Annotated in this window: 22 protein-coding genes and 2 tRNA genes; 7 read left to right on the top strand and 17 right to left on the bottom strand. The window is 49.4% G+C overall.

Translation table 11 applies throughout. The annotated features are described in order from the left end of the window. Positions 1–308: 308 nt before the first annotated feature. Positions 309–659 carry a c-type cytochrome gene (locus tag IXB28_RS02420; RefSeq protein ID WP_246559584.1) on the top strand — a complete coding sequence of 117 codons (351 nt, stop codon included), beginning with the start codon at positions 309–311 and terminating at the stop codon, positions 657–659. A 97-nt stretch (positions 660–756) separates the two neighbouring features. Here the strand turns inward: IXB28_RS02420 and nuoK are convergent, their stop codons facing one another. From nuoK to IXB28_RS02385, 7 genes are all read right to left on the bottom strand, one after another. After that, positions 757–1,062 carry an NADH-quinone oxidoreductase subunit NuoK gene (gene nuoK / locus IXB28_RS02415; RefSeq protein WP_006517218.1) on the bottom strand — a complete coding sequence of 102 codons (306 nt, stop codon included), beginning with the start codon at positions 1,060–1,062 and terminating at the stop codon, positions 757–759. 59 nt (positions 1,063–1,121) lie between these two features. Further along, positions 1,122–1,730 (bottom strand): NADH-quinone oxidoreductase subunit J, encoded by a 609-nt coding sequence (locus tag IXB28_RS02410; protein ID WP_215616956.1) that lies wholly within the window; start codon positions 1,728–1,730, stop codon positions 1,122–1,124. Positions 1,731–1,809: 79 nt separating this feature from the next. Then, entirely contained in the window at positions 1,810–2,427 is a 618-nt protein-coding gene (gene ndhI / locus IXB28_RS02405) for an NAD(P)H-quinone oxidoreductase subunit I (protein WP_215616955.1), read from the bottom strand. Between the two features lie 4 nt (positions 2,428–2,431). Next, on the bottom strand, positions 2,432–3,550 hold the full coding sequence (gene nuoH / locus IXB28_RS02400; protein ID WP_215616954.1) for an NADH-quinone oxidoreductase subunit NuoH: 1,119 nt from the start codon (positions 3,548–3,550) through the stop codon (positions 2,432–2,434). A 281-nt stretch (positions 3,551–3,831) separates the two neighbouring features. Further along, entirely contained in the window at positions 3,832–5,025 is a 1,194-nt protein-coding gene (locus IXB28_RS02395; protein ID WP_215616953.1) for a citrate synthase, read from the bottom strand. A 355-nt stretch (positions 5,026–5,380) separates the two neighbouring features. Beyond that, on the bottom strand, positions 5,381–6,550 hold the full coding sequence (locus IXB28_RS02390; protein WP_215616952.1) for a DHH family phosphoesterase: 1,170 nt from the start codon (positions 6,548–6,550) through the stop codon (positions 5,381–5,383). Positions 6,551–6,625: 75 nt separating this feature from the next. Further along, on the bottom strand, positions 6,626–7,129 hold the full coding sequence (locus IXB28_RS02385) for an HNH endonuclease (protein ID WP_215616951.1): 504 nt from the start codon (positions 7,127–7,129) through the stop codon (positions 6,626–6,628). Between the two features lie 115 nt (positions 7,130–7,244). Here IXB28_RS02385 and alr point away from each other — a divergent pair, with 115 nt between their 5' ends. Together alr and IXB28_RS02375 are read left to right on the top strand one after the other, a co-directional pair. After that, on the top strand, positions 7,245–8,447 hold the full coding sequence (gene alr, locus IXB28_RS02380; protein ID WP_215616950.1) for an alanine racemase: 1,203 nt from the start codon (positions 7,245–7,247) through the stop codon (positions 8,445–8,447). Between the two features lie 15 nt (positions 8,448–8,462). Continuing rightward, positions 8,463–8,551: transfer RNA gene (locus IXB28_RS02375), tRNA-Ser, on the top strand. 19 nt (positions 8,552–8,570) lie between these two features. Here the strand turns inward: IXB28_RS02375 and IXB28_RS02370 are convergent. The 6 genes from IXB28_RS02370 to gshA all read right to left on the bottom strand — a co-directional run bounded on the left by IXB28_RS02370 (position 8,571) and on the right by gshA (position 14,897). Next, positions 8,571–9,134 carry a peroxiredoxin family protein gene (locus IXB28_RS02370; protein ID WP_215616949.1) on the bottom strand — a complete coding sequence of 188 codons (564 nt, stop codon included), beginning with the start codon at positions 9,132–9,134 and terminating at the stop codon, positions 8,571–8,573. 149 nt (positions 9,135–9,283) lie between these two features. Continuing rightward, positions 9,284–9,889, bottom strand: a complete 606-nt coding sequence (locus tag IXB28_RS02365; protein ID WP_215616948.1) for a peroxiredoxin — start codon at positions 9,887–9,889, stop codon at positions 9,284–9,286. 218 nt (positions 9,890–10,107) lie between these two features. Further along, positions 10,108–10,179: transfer RNA gene (locus tag IXB28_RS02360), tRNA-Met, on the bottom strand. 159 nt (positions 10,180–10,338) lie between these two features. Continuing rightward, complete coding sequence (locus IXB28_RS02355) at positions 10,339–12,210, bottom strand: peptidoglycan DD-metalloendopeptidase family protein (protein WP_215616947.1); 1,872 nt, start codon at positions 12,208–12,210, stop codon at positions 10,339–10,341. An 841-nt stretch (positions 12,211–13,051) separates the two neighbouring features. Beyond that, positions 13,052–13,534: a tRNA (cytidine(34)-2'-O)-methyltransferase gene (locus tag IXB28_RS02350; RefSeq protein WP_215616946.1), complete on the bottom strand. Its 483-nt coding sequence runs from the start codon at positions 13,532–13,534 to the stop codon at positions 13,052–13,054. A 214-nt stretch (positions 13,535–13,748) separates the two neighbouring features. Next, a complete protein-coding gene (gene gshA, locus IXB28_RS02345) occupies positions 13,749–14,897 on the bottom strand; it encodes a glutamate--cysteine ligase (RefSeq protein WP_215616945.1) in 1,149 nt (382 codons plus the stop codon). A 514-nt stretch (positions 14,898–15,411) separates the two neighbouring features. Between gshA and IXB28_RS02340 the strand changes: the two genes are divergently transcribed. After that, positions 15,412–15,990: an SRPBCC family protein gene (locus IXB28_RS02340; RefSeq protein WP_215616944.1), complete on the top strand. Its 579-nt coding sequence runs from the start codon at positions 15,412–15,414 to the stop codon at positions 15,988–15,990. 14 nt (positions 15,991–16,004) lie between these two features. Here IXB28_RS02340 and IXB28_RS02335 read toward each other — a convergent pair whose 3' ends face one another. After that, positions 16,005–17,315, bottom strand: a complete 1,311-nt coding sequence (locus IXB28_RS02335; protein WP_215616943.1) for an ATP-dependent DNA helicase — start codon at positions 17,313–17,315, stop codon at positions 16,005–16,007. Between the two features lie 268 nt (positions 17,316–17,583). On the opposite strand from IXB28_RS02335, the gene IXB28_RS02330 reads away from it, so the two are divergent. From IXB28_RS02330 to IXB28_RS02320, 3 genes are all read left to right on the top strand, one after another. Next, positions 17,584–19,014, top strand: coding sequence for an ion transporter (locus IXB28_RS02330; RefSeq protein ID WP_215616942.1), 1,431 nt, complete (start codon positions 17,584–17,586; stop codon positions 19,012–19,014). A 355-nt stretch (positions 19,015–19,369) separates the two neighbouring features. Continuing rightward, on the top strand, positions 19,370–20,740 hold the full coding sequence (locus IXB28_RS02325) for a hypothetical protein (RefSeq protein WP_246559582.1): 1,371 nt from the start codon (positions 19,370–19,372) through the stop codon (positions 20,738–20,740). Positions 20,741–20,843: 103 nt separating this feature from the next. Continuing rightward, a complete protein-coding gene (locus IXB28_RS02320; RefSeq protein ID WP_215616940.1) occupies positions 20,844–21,326 on the top strand; it encodes a TM2 domain-containing protein in 483 nt (160 codons plus the stop codon). 68 nt (positions 21,327–21,394) lie between these two features. Here the strand turns inward: IXB28_RS02320 and IXB28_RS02315 are convergent, their stop codons facing one another. The 3 genes from IXB28_RS02315 to IXB28_RS02305 form a co-directional block, all read right to left on the bottom strand. Then, positions 21,395–22,057 (bottom strand): exopolysaccharide biosynthesis protein, encoded by a 663-nt coding sequence (locus tag IXB28_RS02315; protein ID WP_215616939.1) that lies wholly within the window; start codon positions 22,055–22,057, stop codon positions 21,395–21,397. 159 nt (positions 22,058–22,216) lie between these two features. After that, positions 22,217–22,996: a 3-methyl-2-oxobutanoate hydroxymethyltransferase gene (gene panB, locus IXB28_RS02310; protein WP_215616938.1), complete on the bottom strand. Its 780-nt coding sequence runs from the start codon at positions 22,994–22,996 to the stop codon at positions 22,217–22,219. Positions 22,997–23,009: 13 nt separating this feature from the next. Continuing rightward, positions 23,010–24,062 carry a ligand-binding sensor domain-containing protein gene (locus IXB28_RS02305; RefSeq protein ID WP_215616937.1) on the bottom strand — a complete coding sequence of 351 codons (1,053 nt, stop codon included), beginning with the start codon at positions 24,060–24,062 and terminating at the stop codon, positions 23,010–23,012. Positions 24,063–24,177 lie beyond the last annotated feature (115 nt).

The following is a 24,177-nucleotide window of genomic DNA, read 5'->3' as shown; positions in this document are numbered from 1 at the left end:
CCCTTGTAGAGGGTAAGGTTATTGCGTACATGTGAGATCGCTGTGGTCGCATCCTCCTATTCGGTGTTGCCGCTGACCACGCGTGAAGATTATTAGCCCGACTGCAACTCTGTGTATGAATGCCTGTTTGTATGGACAAGAAGCATCAGAGTGAGATCGCTTCTCCCAACCTGCTTCATTACAAAACCGTAAGATCTGCCCCTATTCCCTTTAACAGAGGGTTACCCCCTACTTATAGTGAATAAAGCGCTGGTCTTTTCCCAAGACAGTCTAATTTGTTGAGAGACATAATCAGAATGAGAGCAATTTTGACTGCAATCCTGGCGATCGCTGCCAGTGTAATGCTTGCAACACCCGCCTATGCCGGTGATGGCTATGTGGGCGATGTCGCCGCAGGTGCAAAAGTCTTTGAAAATAACTGTGCCACCTGCCATGCAGGCGGTAACAATGCCATTGTTTCGTCCCAAACCCTTAAGCAAGAGGCACTAGAGCAATATTTATTCAATTATCGTCTTGAGCACAACGTTGAAGCCATTGAATATCAGGTCGCCAATGGCCGAGGTGCAATGCCTGCATTCCAAGGCAGAATCCGCGACAAGGATATCGCCGATGTTGCTGCCTATGTAAAATCTCAATCTGAGAGTGGTTGGCCTGAGTAGTGTGCGGTCTCAAATTCTAAATTAGCCATCCTATAGGCAACAAAAAGCCCGGCCATCACTGACCGGGCTTTTTGTTGCCCAATCGCCATCAGCAGTTTTACCACTTCAGCAAATTAAACTGCTCCATATCTACCGTGTCGCGGTTTCGGTAAATCGATAGCACAATCGCCAGACCCACAGCGGCTTCAGCTGCCGCAATGGTGATCACAAAAACAGCAAATACCTGGCCCTTAATCTCAGCCGGATCCAAATAGTTAGAAAACGCCATCAAGTTGAGGTTGACCGCGTTCAGCATCAGCTCAATCGACATCAGTACGCGAATAACGTTTCGACTCGTTACCAAGCCGTAAATCCCTACACAAAATAATGCGGCGGCAAGAATCAAAAAGTACTCTAGTTGCATGATTGACCTAATGTTTCCTGTAAATGGCTAAATACAGACGGGGCAAAATAACGGGGCTTCTAATTTTCTGATGGCTCACCACCAGTAGGTACCAACTCACGAGGACGCTCGCGCAAAGTTAGAACCTTCTGCTCATTTTCTGGCTCGTCATCGGGCACGTATTCACGACGTGCCAGAATAATGGCACCGACTAGTGCCATTAGTAGCAGAACCGAAGCTAACTCAAAGGGCAGTAGAAAGTCACTAAAGAAGTGCATGCCAATAATTTCAACGGCGGCTTCCCCAGCGGGCTCTGCTGTGGAGAGCTGCCATGGTGTGGCCAATACCATGGAGCTAAGCAAACTAAACAAACCCAAGCAAACTGCGCCGGTTGCTGCTTTTCCAATCCAAGCATTGGCGACCGGCTTGAAGTCTTCTCGCTTGTTCACCAGCATGATGCCGAATAGGATCAAAATATTGACCGCACCCACATAGACCAAGACTTGAGCGGCTGCGACAAAGCCTGCATTGAGCAAGATGTAAAGCCCTGAAATGCTAATGAAGACCATTCCCAGCAAAAAAGCTGAGTAAACAATATTCGAAAGCAGCACCACACCTAAAGCGGCTGCCAGCATAAAGACACCAAGGATGCCGGTGGAAACGAGTTGTACGCCTTCTGCTAAGTTCACTACTACTCCAGTCGTTTGAGCGTCTACGTCAGCGGTCGGGTCATCAGTAAACCCGGTATTACTTGAAGCTATTAACGGGTTAGTCGCTAGCTTCTTCTGATTTACTTGGTTTGGCTGCTTCTAGCTCTTCCAAGATCTCTTGGGGTAGTTTACCAGCGCGTCGGGCTCCTTCCGGGAGTTCATGGGGATCCATGACGCCTTTAGGTAGGTAAGCTAGCTCCCGCATTGGGGTAACCATGGGATCGTCGGTGACCTTGTAGGGCAAACGACCTAACGCTACGTTGTCGTAGTTCAGTTCGTGACGATCGTAAGCAGCAAGCTCGTACTCTTCTGTCATGGAAAGACAGTTGGTTGGGCAATATTCAACGCAGTTACCGCAAAAAATACAAACGCCGAAGTCAATACTGTAGTGGTCTAGTGTCTTTTTCTTGGTGGCCTTATCAAAGGTCCAGTCCACGACTGGCAAATTGATAGGACATACACGTACACAGACTTCACAGGCAATACACTTATCGAATTCAAAGTGAATCCGACCGCGATAGCGCTCTGATGGAATCAGTTTTTCGTAAGGATATTGCACCGTGACGGGGCGGCGCTGCATATGGTCAAAGGTCACTGACAGACCCTGGCCAATATACTTAGCGGCTTGGACGGTTTCTTTGGCGTAGTCGCCAACTTGCTTGAGAAAGTTGAGCATTGTTTTACCCTCCAAACGCAATGGGAAATGCGAGCTTGAGTGCGGCAGTGAGAAGTAGATTTACGAGTGCTACTGGTAGTAAGAATTTCCAACCGAGGTCCAGTAGCTGGTCGATACGTACCCGGGGCACGGTCCAGCGTAGCAATACGGCTATAAAGACGAGTAAGTAGGCTTTGAGCAGGGTCATCATGATGCCTAATGCAGCCAGGATGACCTGTAGCCAAGGTGTTGTTTCGCTAAGGCCCAGTCCACCAACAATTGTTTCTACTGGAATGGGAAAGCTCCAACCGCCGAGATATAGCACTGAAACCAGCATGGCTGACAGTACTAGGTTGACGTAGGAACCGACATAAAAGAGGCCGAACTTCATGCCGCCATATTCGGTTTGATAGCCAGCGACAATTTCTTCTTCGGCTTCGGGTAAGTCAAAGGGAAGTCGCTCACATTCAGCTAAAGCCGCAATCCAGAAGAGTAAAAAGCCGACGGGCTGTCGCCAAATATTCCAACTGAGGATGCCATACTCGGCTTGTTTGTTGACGATCTCCACAGTGCTGAGGCTGTTGGACATCATGACGATGGCTAGAACAGCCAGCGCCAATGGAATTTCATAGCTAATGGATTGGGCTGTGGCGCGTAGGCCTCCTAGTAGTGAGTACTTGTTATTGGATGAATACCCAGACATCAGCAGACCAATGGGGGTGACGCTGGAAAGGGCAATCCATAGAAAAATTCCAACGCCTAGGTCGGTAATCACCATGTTTTGCCCAAAGGGCACCACTAGGTACGAGACGAAAACTGGAATTACGACTATTGCAGGACCCAAGGTGAAGAGGATTGGGTCTGCCTGGGCAGGGTTAATGTCTTCTTTAAAGATTAGCTTTACACCGTCGGCAGTGGCTTGTAAGGCTCCCAAGGGACCGACATATTCTGGACCGATACGTTGCTGGGCGGCGGCAGAAATTTTTCGCTCTAGCCAGACGGCAATAAAAATACTAACGGTAGCGGCAATTAGAATGAGTGCCATCGGCAATGGCATCCAAACTACCTTGGCTACGCCTGGGGGGACACCCAAAGAAACGAGTATTTCAATAAAGCTCCTTTGCAGGTCGATTCCAGAACTCATACTCAGTGTGTATAGACAGAGTGGAGAGCTAGGCCATACTTGCCAAGCCAAATTCCATAAATGATTCTAACGCTTAATATGTCTTCAAAGGGGAAATCCTCTAGTTCTACCAATAGGAATTACTACTTGTGTGTATAGATAACTAGACCCTATATAAAAACCCCCCATGATGTGCATCAAGGGGGGCTGGAGTTCCTGAAAATCGTCACTGATATTAGTGTGGTTCGATTTTTCAGTATTGACAAGAGGGGTGATGCCCATCATGGGGTTGGCATCCGGATTTATACGGAACCGTTTTGTATGCTGCTGGCGGGCTGAGCTTGTTTATCCCACAGGTGAATTCGGTCTGCCACACTCACGTAAGGCTGCTTGTGGGGACCGGTATAAATTTGTGTAGGTCGGAAGATTCTGTTTTCTGCTAATTGTTCTTTCCAGTGTGCCAACCAGCCGGCAACTCGTGCGATCGCAAAGATGGGTGTAAATAAATCCGTTGGAATGCCCAGCTTGCGATAGACCAAACCAGAATAAAAATCTACGTTGGGATACACACCCTTGCCCCCCAACCGTTCTGTGACTGCCGTTTCCAATTCTAAAGCAATGGCATAGTACTCATCCTGGCCAAACTTATCAAATAGCTGTTCTGCCAAGCCTTGTAAAATAACGGCTCTAGGGTCTTTGACCTTATATACCCGATGTCCAAAACCCATGATTTTTGCTTTACGGGCAATCCGATCTTCCACATAGGGTCTGACATTATCCACCGAGCCAATTTCTTGCAGCATCGCGATCACTTCTTCGTTGGCACCACCATGGAGCGGTCCGGCTAAAGTGCCCACTGCCGAAGCCACGACGGCATATGGATCGGTCAGGGTGGATGCGGTCACCATGGCAGAAAAAGTAGACGCGTTGATGGTGTGCTCCGCATGGAGCGTGAGGCACACATCGAAAATGCGAGCAGCGAGGGGATCGGGCTCCTCCTCATTTAGCATGTACAAAAAGTTTGCAGCATAATCAAGATCGTCGCGCGGTTGCACGGGATCATTTCCCTTGCGCATCAGCTTGAAGGCCGCCACCATGGTGGGAATTTTTGCGAGGAGCCGGACCACAGCAGCTTGAATGTAGGCCGGATTTTCCAGTGCTCGGCGGGAATAAAACAGTCCTAAGGCGGCGGCACAGGCTTGCAGGGCATCCATGGGATGGCCACTTTCAGGAAAGCACTTCATCATGTCGCGAATGCGATACTTTAGCCGACGATGGTGCTGAATTTCATCCTTAAAGGCGTCTAATTCGGGTTTGGTCGGTAGTCCACCCCAAATTAATAAGTAGGCCGTTTCTAAAAACGTGCCCTTTTGGGCTAATTCTTCAATGCGAATGCCTCGGTACTCTAAAATCCCCTCCTTTCCATCGACATGACTAATACTTGATTCTGTCGCAGGAATGCCTTCTAAGCCAGGGCGGTAGTCGCATAGGGTCATCGTTAATCGTCCGAATGCTGTTTTCTTGTTTATTTCTTTAAGGATATCTATAACTGCACTATTAACAAGTGATTACAAGATTTTCATCATGCTCACCGAAGCTAGATATTCCTCTGTTGAGACCGAGATGGCGGTTGTTGCTTAACGCTTTTGGGGCGATCTCTTCTGTGGAAGTATGGGCAATCACCTGACAAAAGTTATAAGTTCGCTCACCTTTGTTCAGCTAAGCAAACATTTCTCAAAAAATTCCAACTATCAAGCGGGGCAGTCGGCATAGATTGCTCGTACCCACGGCTTGTCCCTGATTCACTACTGCGAGGCTAAATGGGAGCCCTACCCATTGATCGAGTTTCGCTTAGTCGGTGTTGATCACACCATCCTCTGGATTAATCAGTTTGAGTAACTTTTGTTTGATTTGGACGTCAAAAACTTCCCACTTCAGACGGTTATAGTCGCTATTTTCGTAAAACCCAGATAAAAAACCTACAGGTACTTCAAAGCCGCCTGCCATGGAGCGCCCACCACCGAAAAAACGACCCTGGTCATCTTGGCCAAAGGCTTCTTTAATAAAGTCGTCGGGATCGAGGGTAAGTTTGCTAGTGCGCAATGAGCCAATGACGACTTCCCGCTCATCTTCATCATCATGGACAATGCCGTAAACCACTGCTGTGTGGACATCTTCTTCGGTGATTAGAAAATCGGTGGCTTGGGGAATAGCATCGCGATCTTCGTACCGCAGGTAGCCTACACCCGCTATGGAGACACTATTTTGAATTTTACGATTGCGTAGGGAGCGTTCAATCACATCCATCGCCCGTTTTGAGCGCGACGCTTGCAAAATCGCTCTGAGCAGCTGAGCATCGTAGTATTGGCTCAGATATGCCGCCGCTAGAAAATCTGCTTCTGTTGCCTGCATCAGCTGTCCGGTGTCTGACCGTAATCCGTGCATGAGGGCTGTTGCGCACTTAACGTGTTTACTATTGCTGCGGTCCAGGTCCAAAAGCCCTGCTTGCAAGTATTCGGTCAAAATGGTCACGGTTGCCCGGGTATCGGGGCGAATGTCCGTAAACTCTGCAACGGACTTATCTTGTAGTTTGTGGTGGTCAATGACGACCAGCAGGGGCAATTTTGCTGCGTTGACCCTATCGAGCAGCTGACTGGTGGTGCCTTGGGTGTCGATCAGGACATAGCCCGCATATTGGTCCAAATCGGGTGGTTTTTGGTTGGACCACTTCTTGGCCGGCAGGCTGGTCAGTTTTACTAAAACAATATTTTCTTGGTGGCTGAGGGTGCCGGAATAGAAAATATCGCAATCAATATCATAGGTGGCCGCAATTAGTTGATATGCCCAAGCGGCAGACAGGGCATCGGGATCGGGGAAGTCCTGCAATAGGACTAGTTGCCGACTGCCGGAGTGGGTGATCAATAGGTGTTTGAGCGCGGCGGCAGGACCATCGCTCAAATCTATGTTTGATCGATAATTTGTAGAGCCATGAGATTTTAGCAATGCGTCTTGGGATGCCATGCAAAAACTAGGATTGGAAGGGGGATGGAGATTGGGATAGAGCCCTGTTCAGAAAATGTTAGTGGAGCGGGCGCTTTAACCAGTCAACCCTATGACATATTTACGCCATTCTTGGTGGGCATCCCCACGGGTGTGGCGGGCAATTTCAAAATAAAGACTGCTGTGGGGCTTGCGTGGTGTTATGTGCAGAGGCATCCTGGCTTCCTTGGGGGTGCGGTTGCCTTTCTTGACGTTGCAACGGACGCAGGCAGAAACCATATTTTCCCAGATATCTTTGCCACCACGGGACCGGGGAATTACGTGGTCTAGCGTCAACCCATCGCCCGCGTAACCACAGTACTGACAGGTATGATTATCACGGTACAGCAGGTTACGGCGGGTCAGTGGAATTTCCTTATACGGTATACGTACATAGTGGCGTAACCGAATTACTGTGGGTAGAGGGAAATTCGTATAAACAGCCCGTCCGTTATGCTCTACAGTCTCAGCTTTGCCCTTAATAATTAACACAATGGCACGTCGCCAACTGGTTATGTTTAAGGGTTCGTAGGAGGCATTTAAGACGAGAACCTTACTCATTGAGGTTCGATCTAGGGGTTGTGCTTAGATACTAGCACAGGTCGCTAAAATGCCTTGGAAATTGCGATACTCTGCTGTAAATGGCATGGAATAGTTTGGTTAGAGGAGGCGCGACATGCTGAGGTGGGATGATACACCAAGTGTTTCAGCCATGCGTTGCTCAAGGGCTTGGGTGGAGATCAATCTGGATGCGGTTGGTCATAATGTGCGCCAATTTCGTCAATTGCTAAAATCAACTACGGATCTAATGGCCGTAGTGAAGGCCGATGCCTATGGCCATGGTGCGGTGGCTGTAGCCCGTACGGCTATTCAGGCTGGGGCGACATGGCTAGGGGTGGCAACTGTGCCCGAGGGGATTGAACTGCGCCAAGCTGGTTTGCAAGTACCTATTTTGGTGATGGGAGCGCTGCACCATGGTGAAGAGGTGCGGGCTTTGGCGCGATGGCAGTTGCAACCCACCTTGGTGACCCCGAAGCAGGCGTTGGTTTTTGCGGATGCTTTGAGTGACGCTTGTTTGCCCTTGCCGGTCCATATCAAGCTAGATACGGGGATGTCTCGGTTGGGGTTTGATTGGCAACGGGCCTTGGAATTTGTTGAGTTTGTGGATGGTTTGCCAGCATTGCAGGTAACGCATTTGTATTCGCATTTTGCGACGGCAGATGAGGCGGACCAGACGGAAATGCGGCGGCAGCATGAACGTTTTGAGCATGCGATCGCACGACTCAAAACCCACCATCGACTACCAGCACGGCTTCACTTAGCCAATACCGCCGCCACGCTCACCGATGCGCCCAACCTCCAGTACGACATGGTGCGCGTTGGTTTAGGACTGTACGGGTTATCGCCCGCGCCTCATTTACAAGCGGTGCTCGATCTCCAACCGGCATTGGAGGTCAAAGCCCGCATCACACATATCAAGAAAATTCCAGCTGGAGCAGGGGTGAGCTACGGCCATCGTTTTATTGCGCCGCAGCCGATGACCATTGCTGTCGTTGGCATTGGCTATGCCGACGGCATTCCGCGTCTTTTATCCAATCAGCTGCAGGTGCTATTGGAAAATCGGTATGTTCAGCAGTTGGGCTCTATCACTATGGATCAGCTAATGCTGGATGTCTCTGATATTGACGGGCTTAAAGAAGGCGATATCGTCACGTTAATCGGTCGTTCGACGGCCCATCAAATCACAGCAGATGACTGGGCAGAGCGCTTAGGAACTATTTCGTGGGAGATCCTATGTAGCTTCAAACATCGACTTCCTCGAATTATGGCAAGAAATAACTCAATAAAGCTTTACCCTGCTGAGGATAGCTTGTTATAATGCAGCTCTGCACTTGGAGAAGTGGCTGAGTGGTTGAAAGCGGCTCCCTGCTAAGGAGTTATAGGGTGTAAGCTCTATCGAGGGTTCGAATCCCTCCTTCTCCGTTTTAAAATTCTTAAGTCCCTACCGATTGGCGTTGTGTACGGCCCACAGCAAGCGCTCGGGGCTAGCGTTGGTATGGGCAAACGAAAATAGATGTTGGAATGCCAGCTTGCCGGAGCGATCCACTACGAATTGTGCTGGCAGCGGTGCCCCCAATGCTTGACCCGTGCCGTAGCGACGGAAAGCCCCACATTTTGGATCGACCAGTAGGGGCATCTTTAAGCCCAAGTCTTGCTGCACCGTTTTACTCTGACGCGCATCTGTACTGGTAATCATCAGCACCTCCGCCCCTAGCTGCTCAAACTTGCTATAGGTCTCCACCATGGAAAGAATATGGGGATAGCAGAAGGGGCAGTATTGCTTTTCAGTGAAAATCCGTGTAAACAGAACCACCACCACGGCCTTGTTGCGATAGCTAGATAGCTGCAGGGGTGCTCGCTGACCGACAACCGGTAGTTTGAAGTCAGGCACAGTTTCACCTAGCCTAAACTTGGGCAAGGCCGGTAACGGCAGAAAATTTTTGATAAATCGCTGACTAATGACCCCTCGAAAGTCTAAGGAGGTCAGTTTGAAAGCGGCGGTCATTGATCTTGCAAGAAAAACTAAAGGTTGGTACAGGTGTTGCTGCGAGACTGATTAAAGCCTAATGGGAAAGCAGAATGCCTACTTTCCCATATAAATCAGCTCACTGTTTGTCTTGTGGGTACACAGGTTGCGACCGTGTGCTTGTCCCGTTATGCCGATGCAAAAAATTCCTTCGACTTGACGGGATCGGGATTCATGGTCTTTTCGCCAGGGGTCCAGCCCGCTGGGCAGACTTCATCTGGATGAGACTGAACATGTTGTACCGCTTGTAAAACACGTAGCGTTTCTTCTACGCTCCGGCCAAACGACAAATTATTAATCGTCGCATGCTGGATGGTGCCATCCTTATCAATTAAGAATAGACCCCGTAAGGCAACCCCAGCCTCTGGCTCAAGCACATTGTAGGCAATACTAATTTCTTTCTTGATATCCGATACCAACGGATAGGCTAAGTCACCTAACCCCCCCGCTTTCCGCTCTGTCTGGATCCAGGCTAGGTGCGAAAACTCACTGTCGACGGAAACCCCTAAAACTTCTGTATTAAGGCCTTTAAACTCTTCGTAGCGATCGCTAAAGGCAATAATTTCAGTTGGGCAAACAAACGTGAAGTCTAGCGGATAGAAAAACAGAACAACGTATTGACCGCGATAGTCAGATAATTTAATCGTTTTAAACTCTTGATCAACGACAGCAGTTGCTGTGAAGTCAGGAGCTGGTTGGCCAACGCGCAGACATCCTTCTGCTGGATTACTCATCCGTATGTCTCCTAGAAATTTAGTTGATGGCTATGCAAACTACCCAATTCTATGGTTTCCGGTTTTTCCAGGCAATTGTTCAACATCAACACCCCATGGCTGATGCAAGCCTTAACCAGGACCATATAAACAAACCATCTCCTTAGCAAGGGACAATGGAGTGCGTAATCAAACTATCACAGTTTCATTGAAACCATGATAAGGACAAACTAGGTAAATGGCTCAGACGTGATTTGAACACGTGACCAAGGGCTTATGAGTCCCCTGCTCTACCACTGAGCTACTGAGCCGGTTGCGTCGCTTTACATTCAGCAACTAATTAAATTTATCACGAAATGTCAAGGAACTCCACAGGAAACCATTTGATTTCTGCATGGTGCTGCAAATAAAAAGTGCTGACTTACTTTTAGGTAAGTCAGCACTTTAAGCAAATAGTCTTTGTGGTCTTCCTAGCGATTAGGTAGCATCGCCATCGGATTCACAGTGCCTTGCTCGGGCATGTGGACCTCAAAGTGTAGGTGAGGACCAGTACTGTAGCCAGTACTACCCATATCGGCAATGTGCTGGCCTTGATTTACACGCTGACCAGGTCTGACAACGATTCTGCTGTTGTGGGCATAACGAGTCATACTGCCGTCGGCGTGACGAACCTCAACCAAGTTACCGTAACCACCGGAGTTCCAACCAGCACGCTCAACAACGCCTGCTGCGGCAGAAACAATGGGAGTGCCAACAGGACCGGCCACATCAATGCCACGGTGCATACGACCCCAACGCCAGCCATAGCCAGACGTTAGTGTGCCTCTGGTGGGCCAAATATAGCCGTTAAAGTAATCTGGCGCTTCTGGCAGATATTCATCTGCAGAGGGCAGAATGGGCATCTCTGGGGAAACCACTTGCCCAGTTGATGGAGCGGGGGAAGAGACGTAAGCACTGGGATCCAGTGGTGCGGCAGCAAGAAGCTCAGCTCGCTTTTCAGCGATATCACTGGCTTGGGTACCACCTACAAATTCAGGATTGACGACGGTACTTCCGACCGATGCCGTTTGCCTGACGGCAACTAGCTCCTCTTCTTGAGTGGAACTAGCGTTAAGCTGCTGCGCAGAGCCAATGTCTGCCAACAAGTCTGCCGTGTAGGGATCTTCAACCTGAATAACTTCGGCTGTTTCCTCGGCGTCCACTTCCAACGCAGATTCAATCAAACTGGTGGCTTCGTCACCACGCAGTCGCTGCATAGTGGTGGGAACGTTGATGGGGCGTTCAACCGTAGATTGGAGACGCGCCAAACGAGTGCCGTCAAATCCACCGATGCCTGCCGCTGCTAATTCTGTAGAAGCCTCTACGGAATTGTCAGCTAGCTCTTCCGAAGCAACCAGCACATTGGCTGTGTCTTCGGGAACTGCCAGGGTTTCGCCGGCGACAATAAAGTCGGGATTTTCTAGGCCATTCACATCTGCCAGCTCTTCGGCCGTGGTACCTAGGGTTGTAGCAATATTTTCTACGGTGTCTCCAGGACGAATCTCGTAGCCTGCGATCGCAGAATCATCTTCATCAAAAGATGCTGCCGGTTGAGCGCTATCAACTTCAACCGCATCAATGGAGACTTCCTCTGCTTCGACAGAAGCTGCTGTTACTTCAATTTGCTCGGTATCGGTATTGCGTACCGCTAGCTGTTGAAGGTCCGCCTGAAATCCATCTGACTGAGAAACGATCCCCGCAGAGCGCAGCGATACATCGCCAGTAAGCTCTTCAGTTGCGACGACGACTGGTTCTTCTACAGCGTCAGATAATTCTGATGCCTCTGCAATTGCAGGAGCACTGCTTTCAGCATCTGGGATAGTTGCTAGCAAACGCTCAAGGCTAGGCGCTTGGCCTTGGCTTTGTTCGTTTGTCTGAATGCCGGGCAGCAAGGACACCAAAGTAGGACCACCTGCTTCCTCGCCCGGAACCTTAATAACCTGACCAACCTGAAGCGTTGCATCAGGAGAAATGCTATTAGCAACCTTGATATCTTGAATTTCAACCTGGTGATCCTTGGCAATTTGCCACAGGCTATCACCTTGCTCAACCGTGTGATACACAGTCAAGCCCTGGCTGTTTACTGAAGACCGTTCCAGCTGACTTCCTAAGACAGATGGTAGCTGGGGTGATTCGCTTGAAGCTTCGGACTGATTGACTTCAAAAGATCCAACCGCTGCGGTTGCTTCACTGTCAGCGAATAAAACTCCAGATGCACCAAATGAAAGTGCAAGTCCCAGCATGGCAGCAGATTTTGTTCTGCCAGCGTTTCCAGACGGAGCTTGCTCAGTCTCAGAAATCATGTCCAAAAAACATGAATGACTGATTTCAGACTTGGGCTCCTGAGAATTTGCTCGTTTCAAGGAATAACCTCCTAAGTGACCAGCGTTCAACTGTTCGAAACAGACGTGTCCCTATGCAGTTGACCGATCAAGGGCCATTAACTACAAGTTGAATCAGGTAGATGAGATACAGCACCGAGAAAAAAAGCCTTTCAGTATGCAAGCACTCTTCATACCCAACTTAGGCAAGTTTACACGACTTAATCAAAAGATCAATCCCGTAGAAATCAAGTTCCACTGGATTCTCGAAAATCAACATGAAATTAAATTTGCTATGGATTTTTATTTTGACAACGGTTTAGAGTGCTTTTCCGGAAGGTACTAAATCCTTTTGTAGCCAAGACTTCTAGCTTTTGAGTAAAAGACAATAAAAATAGGTTTTCTGGCTGCAATGGGCTGCATGTTCCCGGGATGGAGTGTTGGCTTGGGTAGATACCTTAAACGGCTCGTTACCTATATTTCCCAAGTGTTTTGGGGATTTACAGTGGGGTTCACCTAAATTATTCCTTAGCCGTCATAGGAAATTTTTATCGCAAAAGTACTTTGTTTGTAGCTTACGTGACTGTCTTGAAGAGATTAGGGGAGAAAAAGCGTTATCCCCAAACTCTGGAACATTGGCAGCTGAGCACTCTTGAGTATTTTTTGAACCTGCGCGATTGTAGCGGACTGGGTAGTTGTAAAACCAGAGAGTTGTTATGTCGTAACCTCTCTCTATATATCTATAGGTTCATAGATATATAGTCTTACCCCTTGATTGGGAAAGCCGTTGCCAGGGGTTTCCTATGGCAAAACTTGCTATGTATTAAGTGGCCTTGGGGGCGCTTGAATCTAACTGGCCCAGCTGTCGAAGTGCTTCGAATAGGCCAACTGCTGCACTGACTGATAGGTTCAGGCTACGAACGCTGTCATGGGGCATGGGAATTTTGGCCCTATATGTGCAGGTTTCTAAAAATGACGCTGGTAGTCCTTGACTTTCACTGCCAAATAATAGCCAGTCATCGACTTGATACTTAATTTCTACATAGCTATATGAGCTTTTGGTGGTGAATCCAATCAGGCGACCGCCGATAGCTTGCTGGTAGTCGCAGAAGCTTTCTAACGAGGGGTGGACTTGTAGGTTGACATGGGGCCAATAATCTAAGCCAGCTCGTTTGAGGTAGCGATCGCTAAGTTCGAAGCCCAAAGGTTCCACCAGATGTAGTTCAGTCGCTGTAGCTGCGCAGGTACGGGCAATATTGCCGGTGTTGGGTGGAATCTCTGGGTTGACAAGAACAATTTTGGGCATCGATATGTTGCTAATGGTCGAATACGTCTACGCGAAACCGTGATTTGGGCTTCTTCAGGATCATTCTAGGAGGGTTTTATATAGGAGTTTCTAATCAATCGCAATAGATTGTAGAGTGTGACCAATTTTTTACTGTCCTGATGTTAGGAAGTATGGATCTGATTGTGGTCTAGCTCCTGGGTCAATTGGTTAAGGCGACGAGATCCTGATTGCCTTAAGCCGGCTGACAAAGATCGCTTTGTAGTGCTTGCTCTTGGCGCTCCATAATTTCCACTGTTTGGGTCATGATTTGGGAAATGTCGGCGCCAGCTTGGATCTGTTTAATCCAGTTTTGGGCTTGGTTGCCTTCCCTAAGGATTTGGCGAATCGGCGTTAGGAAGCAGGCAATACCATGCTCTTTGGCTATGGGGAGGACCTCGTCATAGATTTGGGTTATCCAGTCGGTGGCATTAATCGGTTGGCCATCGTGCCAATTGCGTAGCTGGGCATTGAGGCTATCTTTAGCAACCTGTTTTTCGTTGTAGTCAATAATTTCAAGCAGATCGCTATGACGACTTTGGTTGGGCAATCGGCTAGAGACTAAGGGATCTAAGCTGGGATTGCGCTGGAGCTGTAGCAATCTGGCTTCGAGTAATGCCGTAATGGCTAAAAGGTGGATGGGGTCAGTGACTAAATCCGAAATTCTGACTTCTAATCGATTGAGTTTATAGGGGCGGCAGTCGCCATTGGGTCGTACGGAAGTCCATAGGTGCCGTACGTTTTGCATTGTGCCTAGTTTTAACTGCTCTTCTGTCCAATCAATAAAGTGCTGGTGACTTTCAAATAGGGGAACGCTGGCCGGTGTTTGGGGAAAGAGATGCCAGCGGGTGGAATGGTAGCCCGTGACTTGATTGTCGAGAAATGGAGAGGAGGCGCTAAGGGCCAGGATTAATGGAGCTTCGGCTCTGACGAGGCGGCAAGCTCGGATCAAGTCTTCTGGATCCGTAATGCCGAGGTTAATGTGAATACTGGCCGTGACTACATTGGTGCCATAGGTGTTTTCAATGTATCCGTGGTAGGGATTTTGTGGATCGGAACGATTGAAGACCTTGCTATTACCTGTGGATAGGGTGCTGCCAGGCAAAATTGTGTAATGGGGGTTCAGGTTTCGGAGGAATTTGCGTAAGCGACGGCGGGGAGAGACGAGTTCACAAAGCAGCTGCTCATATTGCTGTAGTGGAGGCGTCGTGTATTCAACGTTGCGACTATCGGGCTCCCGAACAAAACCACTGAGTGATTTGGCAATCGTGTCAGATAGACCAATGATTTCACCATCGGTCTGTCCAGTGTACATTTCGACTTCAAAACCTTTTGACAGCAGCACGGTATTACTCCGGAGTGGGTAGTTGCTGGGACAGCAATTAATACTTGTCCATCTTAAAGGTTGAGGCAAAGTCTGAAACCGTTGCTTTATGGCTGGTGGCTTAGGTCGAAGTAATCCTGGTGAGGATTGTCAGCGTTGGATTACTAGGCGGGTAGGGGGAGCTATTCCTGTCCAAATAGAGCAGTTCTATATCTATATATATGTATGCAGGATTTGGCATACATATATATAGATATGGCAGCTATGTAATGGTGAGTCTTTATGCAATGCCTAACTATTGTGGGGATAAAGTTTTTGTGGGCTGGGCACTCTACGAAAGAGCCATCTGTCTAATCTGTCTGAAGGTCCGCGACATGGTGCGTGGCTAGATAACTATTTGCTAGCTATGGGATGTCTATACCTAGGAAAAGCTGATATTTTCTCTAGACGATAGGATTATTGATTGTAGATGGGTTAAGCTACTAGGAATGAATACCTAGTGATTGTATAGCTGTCTTAATAGGTGTAGGTAGTTGTGAATCAGGACGCTTTATCACGCAGTGACAATTTAGCCTTGGACAGGGACTCGGTTGTTCAACTGAACGGTTCTTTGAGTCAGCAGGTCAGTATCAAAACTGATAAGATTTCTCGCCGTCAGCGTCAGATTGTGGCGACCGTCGAAATTCCTAGGTCCTTGGAGCAGGTGTGGAAAGTTTTAACGGACTATGAGCGTCTAGCGGATTTTGTCCCTAATTTGACCCTAAGTCGTCGGCTTGAGCGGCCCGATGGTGGTATTCGATTAGAGCAGATTGGGGCTCAGTGCTTTTTGAATGTCAAATTCTGTGCCCGTGTCATTTTAGATATGACTGAAACATTCCCAAGGGAGCTTGGGTTTGCGATGGTTGAGGGTGATTTTAAGCAGTTTATGGGCAAATGGTCCCTACAGCCTGCGGTGTTAGATGATCAGCCGGTGACGATTTTGTCGTATCAGCTGTTGGTGCAACCTCCGTTGGCTATGCCGGTGCAGTTGATTGAACGGCATATATGTCACAACCTGACTCAGAACCTTTTGGCAATTTGCGATCGCACCACCGAACAGTTCGCTTATCAATAAGTGGTTGCAGCTAACTACTGATAGATAAATACCCGTTTCGCTGCCCGTGTGAATGCTACATAACATAGCTGGTTGCGTTCTACGTCCTTAGGATTGCGCATCAAATCCGGTAGGTCAATAAAGACATCTTGAAACGTGGAGCCTTGGCTTTTGTGGACTGTGAGGCTATAGGCGTAGTTTACATCGTGAAACTGTTGTCTGAATTCCCAAAAGATTTCCCATTGTTTGTTCGTCGCATAATCTCGTGAGCGGCGTTCATAATCACTCATGCTGATATCTTGCAAGACACTTAAGTCTTGGAATTTACCCTCTTCGGTATAAACGACCAGCTGCCACACGGGCAAACCCTCTACTTTTCCCGGTTTGACTTCCAAAACTTCGCATTCTTCCGAAGTCTGTAGTATGACGCCACCCTCTTCTAAGCAGGGGTTGTTGGCGATGAGTCTCTCCCCGGGGACAAACTGTTCTAAATCTTCGCCATAAATCGCCTGGCGAATCAAGCGATTGAGCGTTTTTACTCGGTGATTGGTATACGCGAGAACCCTGACATAATTAGGATCGGCTTTATACTTTTCGCAGGTAAATGCGCGAATGAGAACCTGTCGCCAGGTCTCTTTTGGTAGTACAAAAAAGCCTTCGGTACGGCCTTCATTAATGTCATTTTCATACCGGGGCAGTCGTTGTCGCTCAATGTTACGGCGAATATCGTCCGCAATTACCCCAATTGCCCCGCCATAGCGAATAATTTGAGTGAGAGAAGACTGGTGCATAATTTGGCTAAAGCAGCAGGATTTAGTCTCATTCACGGGCGGTAGCTGGGCTGGATCTCCTACAAACAACATTTGGGTGGGAATATCTAAGCGAGAGATGGCTTCCACCAGGAGTTTCCACATTTCCTGGTTAATCATGGAGCATTCATCGACGATCACCAACCGATAGTCGGGCACCTGATTGTGTTGGTCACTGACGGACTTAAAAATTTGTTCGCCGCTGCCAGTATCAATCACGGGTTTAAGGCCGAGTAATCTACAGCAGGTAACCGACTCCACGTCCTTAATATCCCACTGGGCGGACATGGTTTTGAGCACCTTGGTGGCCTTGTTGCTAAAGGCGGTGAGCACAATCGGCCAGTCGCAGTCTTGATCGCGCAAATAGGTCACCAGAGCCTGGAGCAGGGTGGTTTTGCCTGTGCCCGCATAGCCTGTGAGCAGATATAGCTTAGATGGAGTCTGTAAAAATTCAACGATGGCCTGCAGCGCCTCCCACTGCTCTGGACTCAGCTCAATTCCTGGCAATATTTCTGGAATTGTGACCGCGCTATCCATTGAAATTAGGCATCAGTGGGGGACAGTATCTATGATATCTAAGGTCGCTTAGTTAATACAAGTGAACTAAAAAGTTTGTATTGATTTAGATCATGGACTGCGTTGAGGTGGCGAAGCGTTGTTGCATGTAAACGGCTTCCCTACAGTATGTTTTATTAGGTGTTCGATCTTCCACCCATTGTTAATGCTCCAGTTTTGCTTGTCTATAGCTAGGTCATCTTTGTAATAGCTGGGGCTGATCTGACCAAATTATATGTAACCTAACCCTATGCCAGTGGGCGTCTCCCATACTTCACGCTTTAAGGATTTTCTGGATCGCTTTATCCATGCACCCCAGACCGAAATCGCTCTGGTGGCGATGATTTTATTGTCGGTGGCGCTGGTGGTGTTGGAGGTGGTGCTAGAAACGCGAGGTCTGGCCACGCGCTGGGTGACCCATGGGCAGGCGGGGCTGACCAGCATTTTTATTTGTGAGCTGAGTCTGCGCTATTGGGTGGCGCGTAAAAAACGGCGGTTTTGGCGCAACTATTGGCTCGATATTTTAGCTGTGATGCCGATGATATCGGCGTTTCGGTTGCTGCGGTTGCTGCGGATATTGCGGCTGCTGCGGGCGGGTATTTTGTTGAATCGTAGTTTGGGGCGGTTGTCTAGCGCGATCGCAACTAGCCTAGGCTTACAAATCGGCGTCTTTATGATCATTGGCTTGATCGTATTGACCGGTGGCCTAGCCACGTATCTATTTGAAGCCCCCTACAACCCGCGCCTCGACTCTTTGCCAGACGCTATGTGGTGGAGCTTTTTATCGCTGGTGGCCGGAGAACCCATTGGCGGCGATCCCCAAACCGACATTGGCAAAGTCATCGCCCTAATGGTGATGATGGGCGGACTCACCACGTTCGCCGTATTTACCGGTGTGGTCTCCGCCGTGATGATGCGCAAACTAGAAACATTTATGGACTTCAAAGCCTTGGAAATAGATGAACTGCGCGAGCATATCGTGATTTGTGGTTGGAACCGGGGCGGCCATCTGATTGTGGAAGAACTATTGGCCGATGGCGATCTGAATCGGTGTGCCGTTGTGATTGTGGTTGAAAATACAGAAGAACCTTTTCAAGAGCTGAAACGCCTTAATCAGTCCCAACTCTATTTTTATCCTGAGGATTACACCAAGATCGATATCCTCGAAACGGTGGGCATTACCTACGCTTCACGGGCAATTTTATTGGCAGATGCCACCCACCCCCGCACCGATCAAGATCGTGATGCACGCACGGTCTTGGCAGCGCTGACGATTGAAAAACTGAATCCATCGATTTATACCTGCGCCCAACTGCTCGATCGTCGCAACGATGTGCAACTCAAATTAGCAGGCGTGGATGATGTGATTGTGACAGAAGAGGTGTCTAGCCATTTGATTGCCACATCTGCCCGCAATCAAGGTTCGGTAGAAGCCCTGGCTGAGTTGTTGACTGTCCAAAGCGGTAACCAAATTTATGAAATATCTGTGCCGTCGCACTGGGTGGGCCAGGCTTGTTGGAGTTTGTCACAACATCTAAAACAACAGTCTGATGCCCTGTTGTTAGCCCTGGAATCGACCAAAAATAATGAGCGCATCACCCAGGTTAATCCGCCCGCCGATTTAGTGTTAGAGGTGTCAGATCGCCTGATTATCATTGCTCGACAATCACCGACGTTGTAGCGCCTAGTTGTTGCCTAGCGAGACAAAATTGTGTTGGCGACGCAGGATCAAAAACAGCGAATAACAACGGGAGAACATGAGCCAGTGGCCTGTCGCGCCTAGGACTGAAGATGGGGCCAGTAAAGGGTGCAGCGTAGAACGAGCTCAAGAGTCATGCTTTACCCTTGACTCTTGAGCTTTAACCAACCCCAACTTTTAGCTTTGACACTGCCCTAGCCGTTAATTTTTGCATGTTGCGATTTTCGTAACCCGTCCTCTGGTGGCTGTATCTCTAACTATGCTGAGCGTAGCGTTTATAAGGACACATCGAGTAATGGCTAGACGACTCTGGTTATTGGCACTAGGAGCAATGGCAATGGTAGGGATATCCCAGCAGGCTGGGGCAAATTTGTCGGCGGCACCATTAGCCCTAGCGAATATCTCAGCGCCGGCTGAACCAGAGGAAATGCCAAGAATTTTAAGTCGTCAACGCTTTCAGGACTATCGCCAGGTGATCGAGCGTACGCGCTCGATGATCTATGACCAAAGCAGCCAAACCTTGGCCGATCGCTGGGGGCTGGATATTGTGGATGTTACTTGGGAAGATACCGGGCGCTACGATAATTCTGCCGTTGGTCCCAATATCAGCGATATGACCATTCAGGTGCAGCAGCAAGATCCGGACACGGGCGACTATTCGCTGCATCTTATGCCGGTGATTCGCTATCCCAACTTTGCCGACATCACAGGGGATGTGCCCTTAGATCAGTTTTATGTGCTGACAGGGAATGAAAAGGGCGATGAGCTAAGGCGTGTTTCCTTGGAAGACGTTTTGGGGGATTTGCGTAGCTACTTAAGCGAACCCGATTCCTGGCAAGGGCCTGGGAAATCCTTGTTGGCCGAGCGCGATAGTCATGCCCTGGTGAGTGCTCAGGCGGCGTTTTTGCCGATTCCTCAGGGGGAAGGTGCGATATTTAATCCGGTTTTGTTCAACTACCAGTCCTATCCGGGGGATCCGGCGGTGCTGACATTGCTGGTTACGCCCGAAGGCACCAGTGCAACCGTGATTGATAATCAGCGTGATGGCTTTGATGCGGGGGCAACCTGGGGCCAGCGATTATTTTTTAATCAAAATGGTGAGCGGGCAAGCCTGACAGGACAGCGGCTGAGCGATTTTCAAACGGATGGGGAATCAACAGAGCCCGCGACTGATCGTCCTGCCGGTGACGAGGCTGACAAAGCTGGGTTGAATATGGTGATGCTCATTCAGGTGCCGCTGAAGCAAAAGCAGCCTTTTTTGCCAGCTGAGCCGATGATGATGCAGTCGATGGCAGAGGCTGAAGCCGTATACGCATCTGATGAAGCAGCGAGGAGCGATGTGGAGGCTGCTGTTATTGGCCATGGTGCGGTGGAAGGTCCCTTTACGGAAATTGACGATCTAGAAATTGAGCGGGATCCTGATTTTCCGATTCGGGTCACGGTTCAGTTTTATAAGGCCACGAGCAACGGTGTGGTTTCTGCGGACGATATGCGGGAAATTCATAAGCAGATCCAGCAGGTTTATGACGATGCAGACTATGTCGGCAGCCTGGTGGTAGACGGTCGCCAAGGTCGCCCAACGGACTATGACGGTGAGCATACCCAGCCCGAGGATTGGTGGGGGCGATTTTGGGAGCATTCCCGTGGGCGTTTAGATATGACTGAAGATGAAGCGAGAACGCTTTTACAAAGACTGCGTGGAAAGTAATAGAAAAGGTTCTTAATGTTCGGTCAACCCGACCATATCTTTATGGACGCTCCCAGTTTTCCTTTTGTAAGCTGGGGGTAAGAAGCACCCTTCACCCAGCGCCATGTCTGCTATCGTTCCTTCTAAGCAAGTCCAAGACCGTAAGACAGCTAGCTATCTTTTGTGGATGGGCTTTTTGTTTGGCATTGGTGGGCTGCACCGACTTTACAATGGCAAAATTGCGTCGGGTCTGCTGTGGTTATTTACCTGGGGCTTTTTTGGCATTGGCCAGTTTGTGGACTTATTGCTAATTCCAGATATGGCAGAACAGCGCCATCGCAAATTGTTTGGTGATAAGCCGTCTAAATTTGACCCTCAGCCTGCTGTTTCGGCTGAAGTGAGCCAAGACACCCTGATGGTGAAGTTGCTGCGGTTGGCAAAATTGCATGGCGGTCAGCTGACGGTGACTCAAGCGGTGATGGAAACTGGGGAATCGTTTGAAAAGATTGAGTCTGAATTGACAACGATGGTGCGCTCAGGCTATGCCGATGTGACGAATCGTCCAGATTCGGGAGTGGTGGTTTATGAGTTTCCGGAGTTGATGTAACTTGGCCCTGGTGGTTCCCCTTGCCGGGGAACCGTGAAATTAAGCTAGGGTTTGCCTGTTCAGTCAGGTTAGCGGCCGAGGACCTGGTCTTTGATGCTGTCTACGACTTCGGCGCCGAAGAAAACAATTGAACCCACTAGGCCAATGGCCAGGGTACAAACGGTGAGGCCCGCTAGGCTAATGGCGCCATCATCGTCGAGGAGGCCAAAGCCGATGATGAAAATGCCGATGGCGGGCAGGGTGTTGGTGCCAGGGATGGGAATCATCATGGCCACGGACATTAATGCGATCGCAATTCCCAAGGCCAGACGACCCACGGGGCTGGTGCAAATAATCGAGAGTCTGGGTCTGGATACGGCTTCAATTTTTTGTAGCCAGGGCAATCCTTTGGTGATAAATCCAGCGACCTTAGTCCGTGCGAATCCCTTATCCATCCAGTTTTGGGGGAGCCAAGGTTTTTTCCGGCCAATCACCAACTGTACGGCCAGTAGTAGCATCACAATCCCAAAGGGAATGGAATACCCCGGTGCTGGCACGGGCAAGGCAGAGGGCAGGGATAGGATGACGAATAAGAAGCCGAAGGTTCTTTCCCCACCCAAGGTTAGAAGTTCGTTTAGGGTGACATCATCACCGGCATTAGCTACCTGGGCTGCGTCAGCTTCGTGGGCGGTAGGCGTCAAAGACGGCGCATCCAAAAAATAGCGCTGAAGTTCAGCGGATAGTTTAGCCATAGTGAATCAATTTAGAAGTTACTTATATAAGAATTCGCGGCCAATCGCGAAAGTCTGGAGGAGACACCAGTGATGGGTTTTGAAGACTTCATCAACGGGCATCAAGTTCCAATAGCCAGCTTAGCCGTATTTGTTGCCATCGTCTTCCATCCTGCTGGTTTATTCTTCTGGGGGAGTTTGGCGCACCTGTTGGCAAAATTGTTGAACGGCATGGATCGCCTGCGATCGCAAATCCACCAAGGGCTGGGCAAAGGGGGGCTGCCAATCGGATAGCCCTAATACATCGGAGGTCACTAAAACCTGACCGTCACAGCTATTGCCTGCACCGATGCCGATGGTGGGAATGGTCAACAATTTAGTAATCCGCTCCGCAACTTCGGTGGGGATATGTTCTAGCACAATGGAAAACGCCCCAGCTTGTTCGAGGGCCTGGGCTTCCGCCACAATCCGATCCGCCGATTCCGCTGTTTTGCCCTGTTTCCGAAACCCTCCAAATTGGTTAACCGACTGGGGTGTTAGGCCCACATGCCCCATCACCGGGATGCCAAGTTGGGTGAGCCGGGCCACGGTTGCCACCATCTCTGGATAGCCGCCCTCTAATTTCACCGCTTGGGCACCGGTCTCCTTAACCAGCCTGCCCGCATTGGTGAGGGCCTGTTCGATGCTGACCTGATAGCTCATAAACGGTAAATCTACCACCATCATGGCTTGGGATAGGCCACGGCGGACGGCTTTAGCATGGTGAATAATCTCGTCTAGTGTGAGCGGCACCGTAGTGTCGTATCCCAACACGGTCATGGCCAGAGAGTCACCCACTAAGACAACATCAATCCCCGCTGCATCTATAATTTGTGCCGAGAGATAATCCCAAGCGGTCAGAACAGCAATGGAGCGGCCCTCCTGCTTCCAACGAGCGATATGAGAAACCGTTATAGTCATGGATTAACACATGTTATTGAGCCTGGGCACTCTCGCTAAAAAACGCCTCATGGGTATTGGCTCTACCCGTGGTTGAACTGACCCAAGCGAGTCCTTCTGTCGTGCCTACCCACAGCTTACTACTGACATTGGGTTCAATAGAGAGAATGTGGCTGGATGGCAAATTGGGCACTTGGCTAACGATCGCCCCATTGTATGGATTGAGCTTAAATAAGCCGTTTTCGGTACCGACCCAAAGGCTCTGGGTTTTATCAAATGCGATCGCAGTGACGCTTTTGCCACGCATTAAGGTGACCGATCGTAGGAGGGCCCCCGTATCCGCATCAAACACAAACAATCCTTGGGCTGTGCCCACCCAGAGTTGGCCCTGGGGACCGGTGGCCATAGCTTGGACTGAGGCCCCTGGAATATTGGACACTCGATTGATAATAAAGGCTGTTGCCGTATCCACCTGGACCAAACCACTGAGGGTGCCCACCCACAGTTGGCCTGCTTGATCAAGGCTGAGGGCATTGGCACTGACGCCGGGTAACTCTTGCAGCGTGGTCATCAATAGACCGCGATCGGGGCTAATCAACGCCAAGCCCTGATCAGTTCCCGTCCATAGAAATCCTCGATCATCAATCACCATATCCAACACGCGATTGGAGGGAAGGCGAAAGTTTTGAGCCGTAATCTGATCAATGCGGGGGTCCACCCGGACCAGGCCATTGTAAGTACCTAGCCAGATGCGACCCACCCGGTCCTGGACCATGGCATCAATAAACCGATTGGGGACATTTACCCGCGCTTGAATCACACCGGTGGCCGGGTTGATGCGCGCTAAGCCCTGGTGGGAGCCCACCCACAGGCTACCGGTAAAGTCTGCCTGCAATGCCCCCACTTGAAAGTCTGCGGATAAAGGGTTCCTGCGGAACGGCCGATCGGACGGCAAGGGTGTTACCCGTGGCGGTGGGTCTGTGTAAATAGGCGTGTTATTCGACTCCTGGGCAATAACGGGGGCAACGATATTCCAACAAAGAGTTGTGCCTACGGCCAACTGAATCAATTGCTTAGCAGAAACCACAGTGACGTCTCCATATAGTCCACTTTATTGTTTGCTCCTGCGGCATATGCAGGCAACTTGATGCTTTGATAACTTGCCCGGGGCGCGGTGTCAATCTCATTCTCCTAAAGTCACT

Source organism: Leptothoe kymatousa TAU-MAC 1615, assembly GCF_018739865.1.
In the GTDB taxonomy this organism is placed as follows: domain Bacteria; phylum Cyanobacteriota; class Cyanobacteriia; order Phormidesmidales; family Phormidesmidaceae; genus Leptothoe; species Leptothoe kymatousa.
The sequence above is the reverse complement of the archived record's forward strand: the minus strand, read 5'-3'. Positions and strand labels throughout refer to the sequence as shown.

Coding starts and splice junctions, on each gene's coding strand:
- IXB28_RS02355 (WP_215616947.1), bottom strand. CDS start 12,210: ATGATTTCTGAGACTGAGCAAGCTCCGTCTGGAAACGCTGGCAGAACA.
- IXB28_RS02390 (WP_215616952.1), bottom strand. CDS start 6,550: ATGGCATCCCAAGACGCATTGCTAAAATCTCATGGCTCTACAAATTAT.
- nuoH (WP_215616954.1), bottom strand. CDS start 3,550: ATGAGTTCTGGAATCGACCTGCAAAGGAGCTTTATTGAAATACTCGTT.
- IXB28_RS02330 (WP_215616942.1), top strand. CDS start 17,584: ATGCCAGTGGGCGTCTCCCATACTTCACGCTTTAAGGATTTTCTGGAT.
- ndhI (WP_215616955.1), bottom strand. CDS start 2,427: ATGCTCAACTTTCTCAAGCAAGTTGGCGACTACGCCAAAGAAACCGTC.
- alr (WP_215616950.1), top strand. CDS start 7,245: ATGCTGAGGTGGGATGATACACCAAGTGTTTCAGCCATGCGTTGCTCA.
- IXB28_RS02335 (WP_215616943.1), bottom strand. CDS start 17,315: ATGGATAGCGCGGTCACAATTCCAGAAATATTGCCAGGAATTGAGCTG.
- IXB28_RS02325 (WP_246559582.1), top strand. CDS start 19,370: ATGGTAGGGATATCCCAGCAGGCTGGGGCAAATTTGTCGGCGGCACCA.
- IXB28_RS02315 (WP_215616939.1), bottom strand. CDS start 22,057: ATGGCTAAACTATCCGCTGAACTTCAGCGCTATTTTTTGGATGCGCCG.
- IXB28_RS02395 (WP_215616953.1), bottom strand. CDS start 5,025: ATGACCCTATGCGACTACCGCCCTGGCTTAGAAGGCATTCCTGCGACA.
- panB (WP_215616938.1), bottom strand. CDS start 22,996: ATGACTATAACGGTTTCTCATATCGCTCGTTGGAAGCAGGAGGGCCGC.
- IXB28_RS02370 (WP_215616949.1), bottom strand. CDS start 9,134: ATGACCGCCGCTTTCAAACTGACCTCCTTAGACTTTCGAGGGGTCATT.
- IXB28_RS02385 (WP_215616951.1), bottom strand. CDS start 7,129: ATGAGTAAGGTTCTCGTCTTAAATGCCTCCTACGAACCCTTAAACATA.
- IXB28_RS02320 (WP_215616940.1), top strand. CDS start 20,844: ATGTCTGCTATCGTTCCTTCTAAGCAAGTCCAAGACCGTAAGACAGCT.
- IXB28_RS02350 (WP_215616946.1), bottom strand. CDS start 13,534: ATGCCCAAAATTGTTCTTGTCAACCCAGAGATTCCACCCAACACCGGC.
- IXB28_RS02365 (WP_215616948.1), bottom strand. CDS start 9,889: ATGAGTAATCCAGCAGAAGGATGTCTGCGCGTTGGCCAACCAGCTCCT.
- nuoK (WP_006517218.1), bottom strand. CDS start 1,062: ATGCAACTAGAGTACTTTTTGATTCTTGCCGCCGCATTATTTTGTGTA.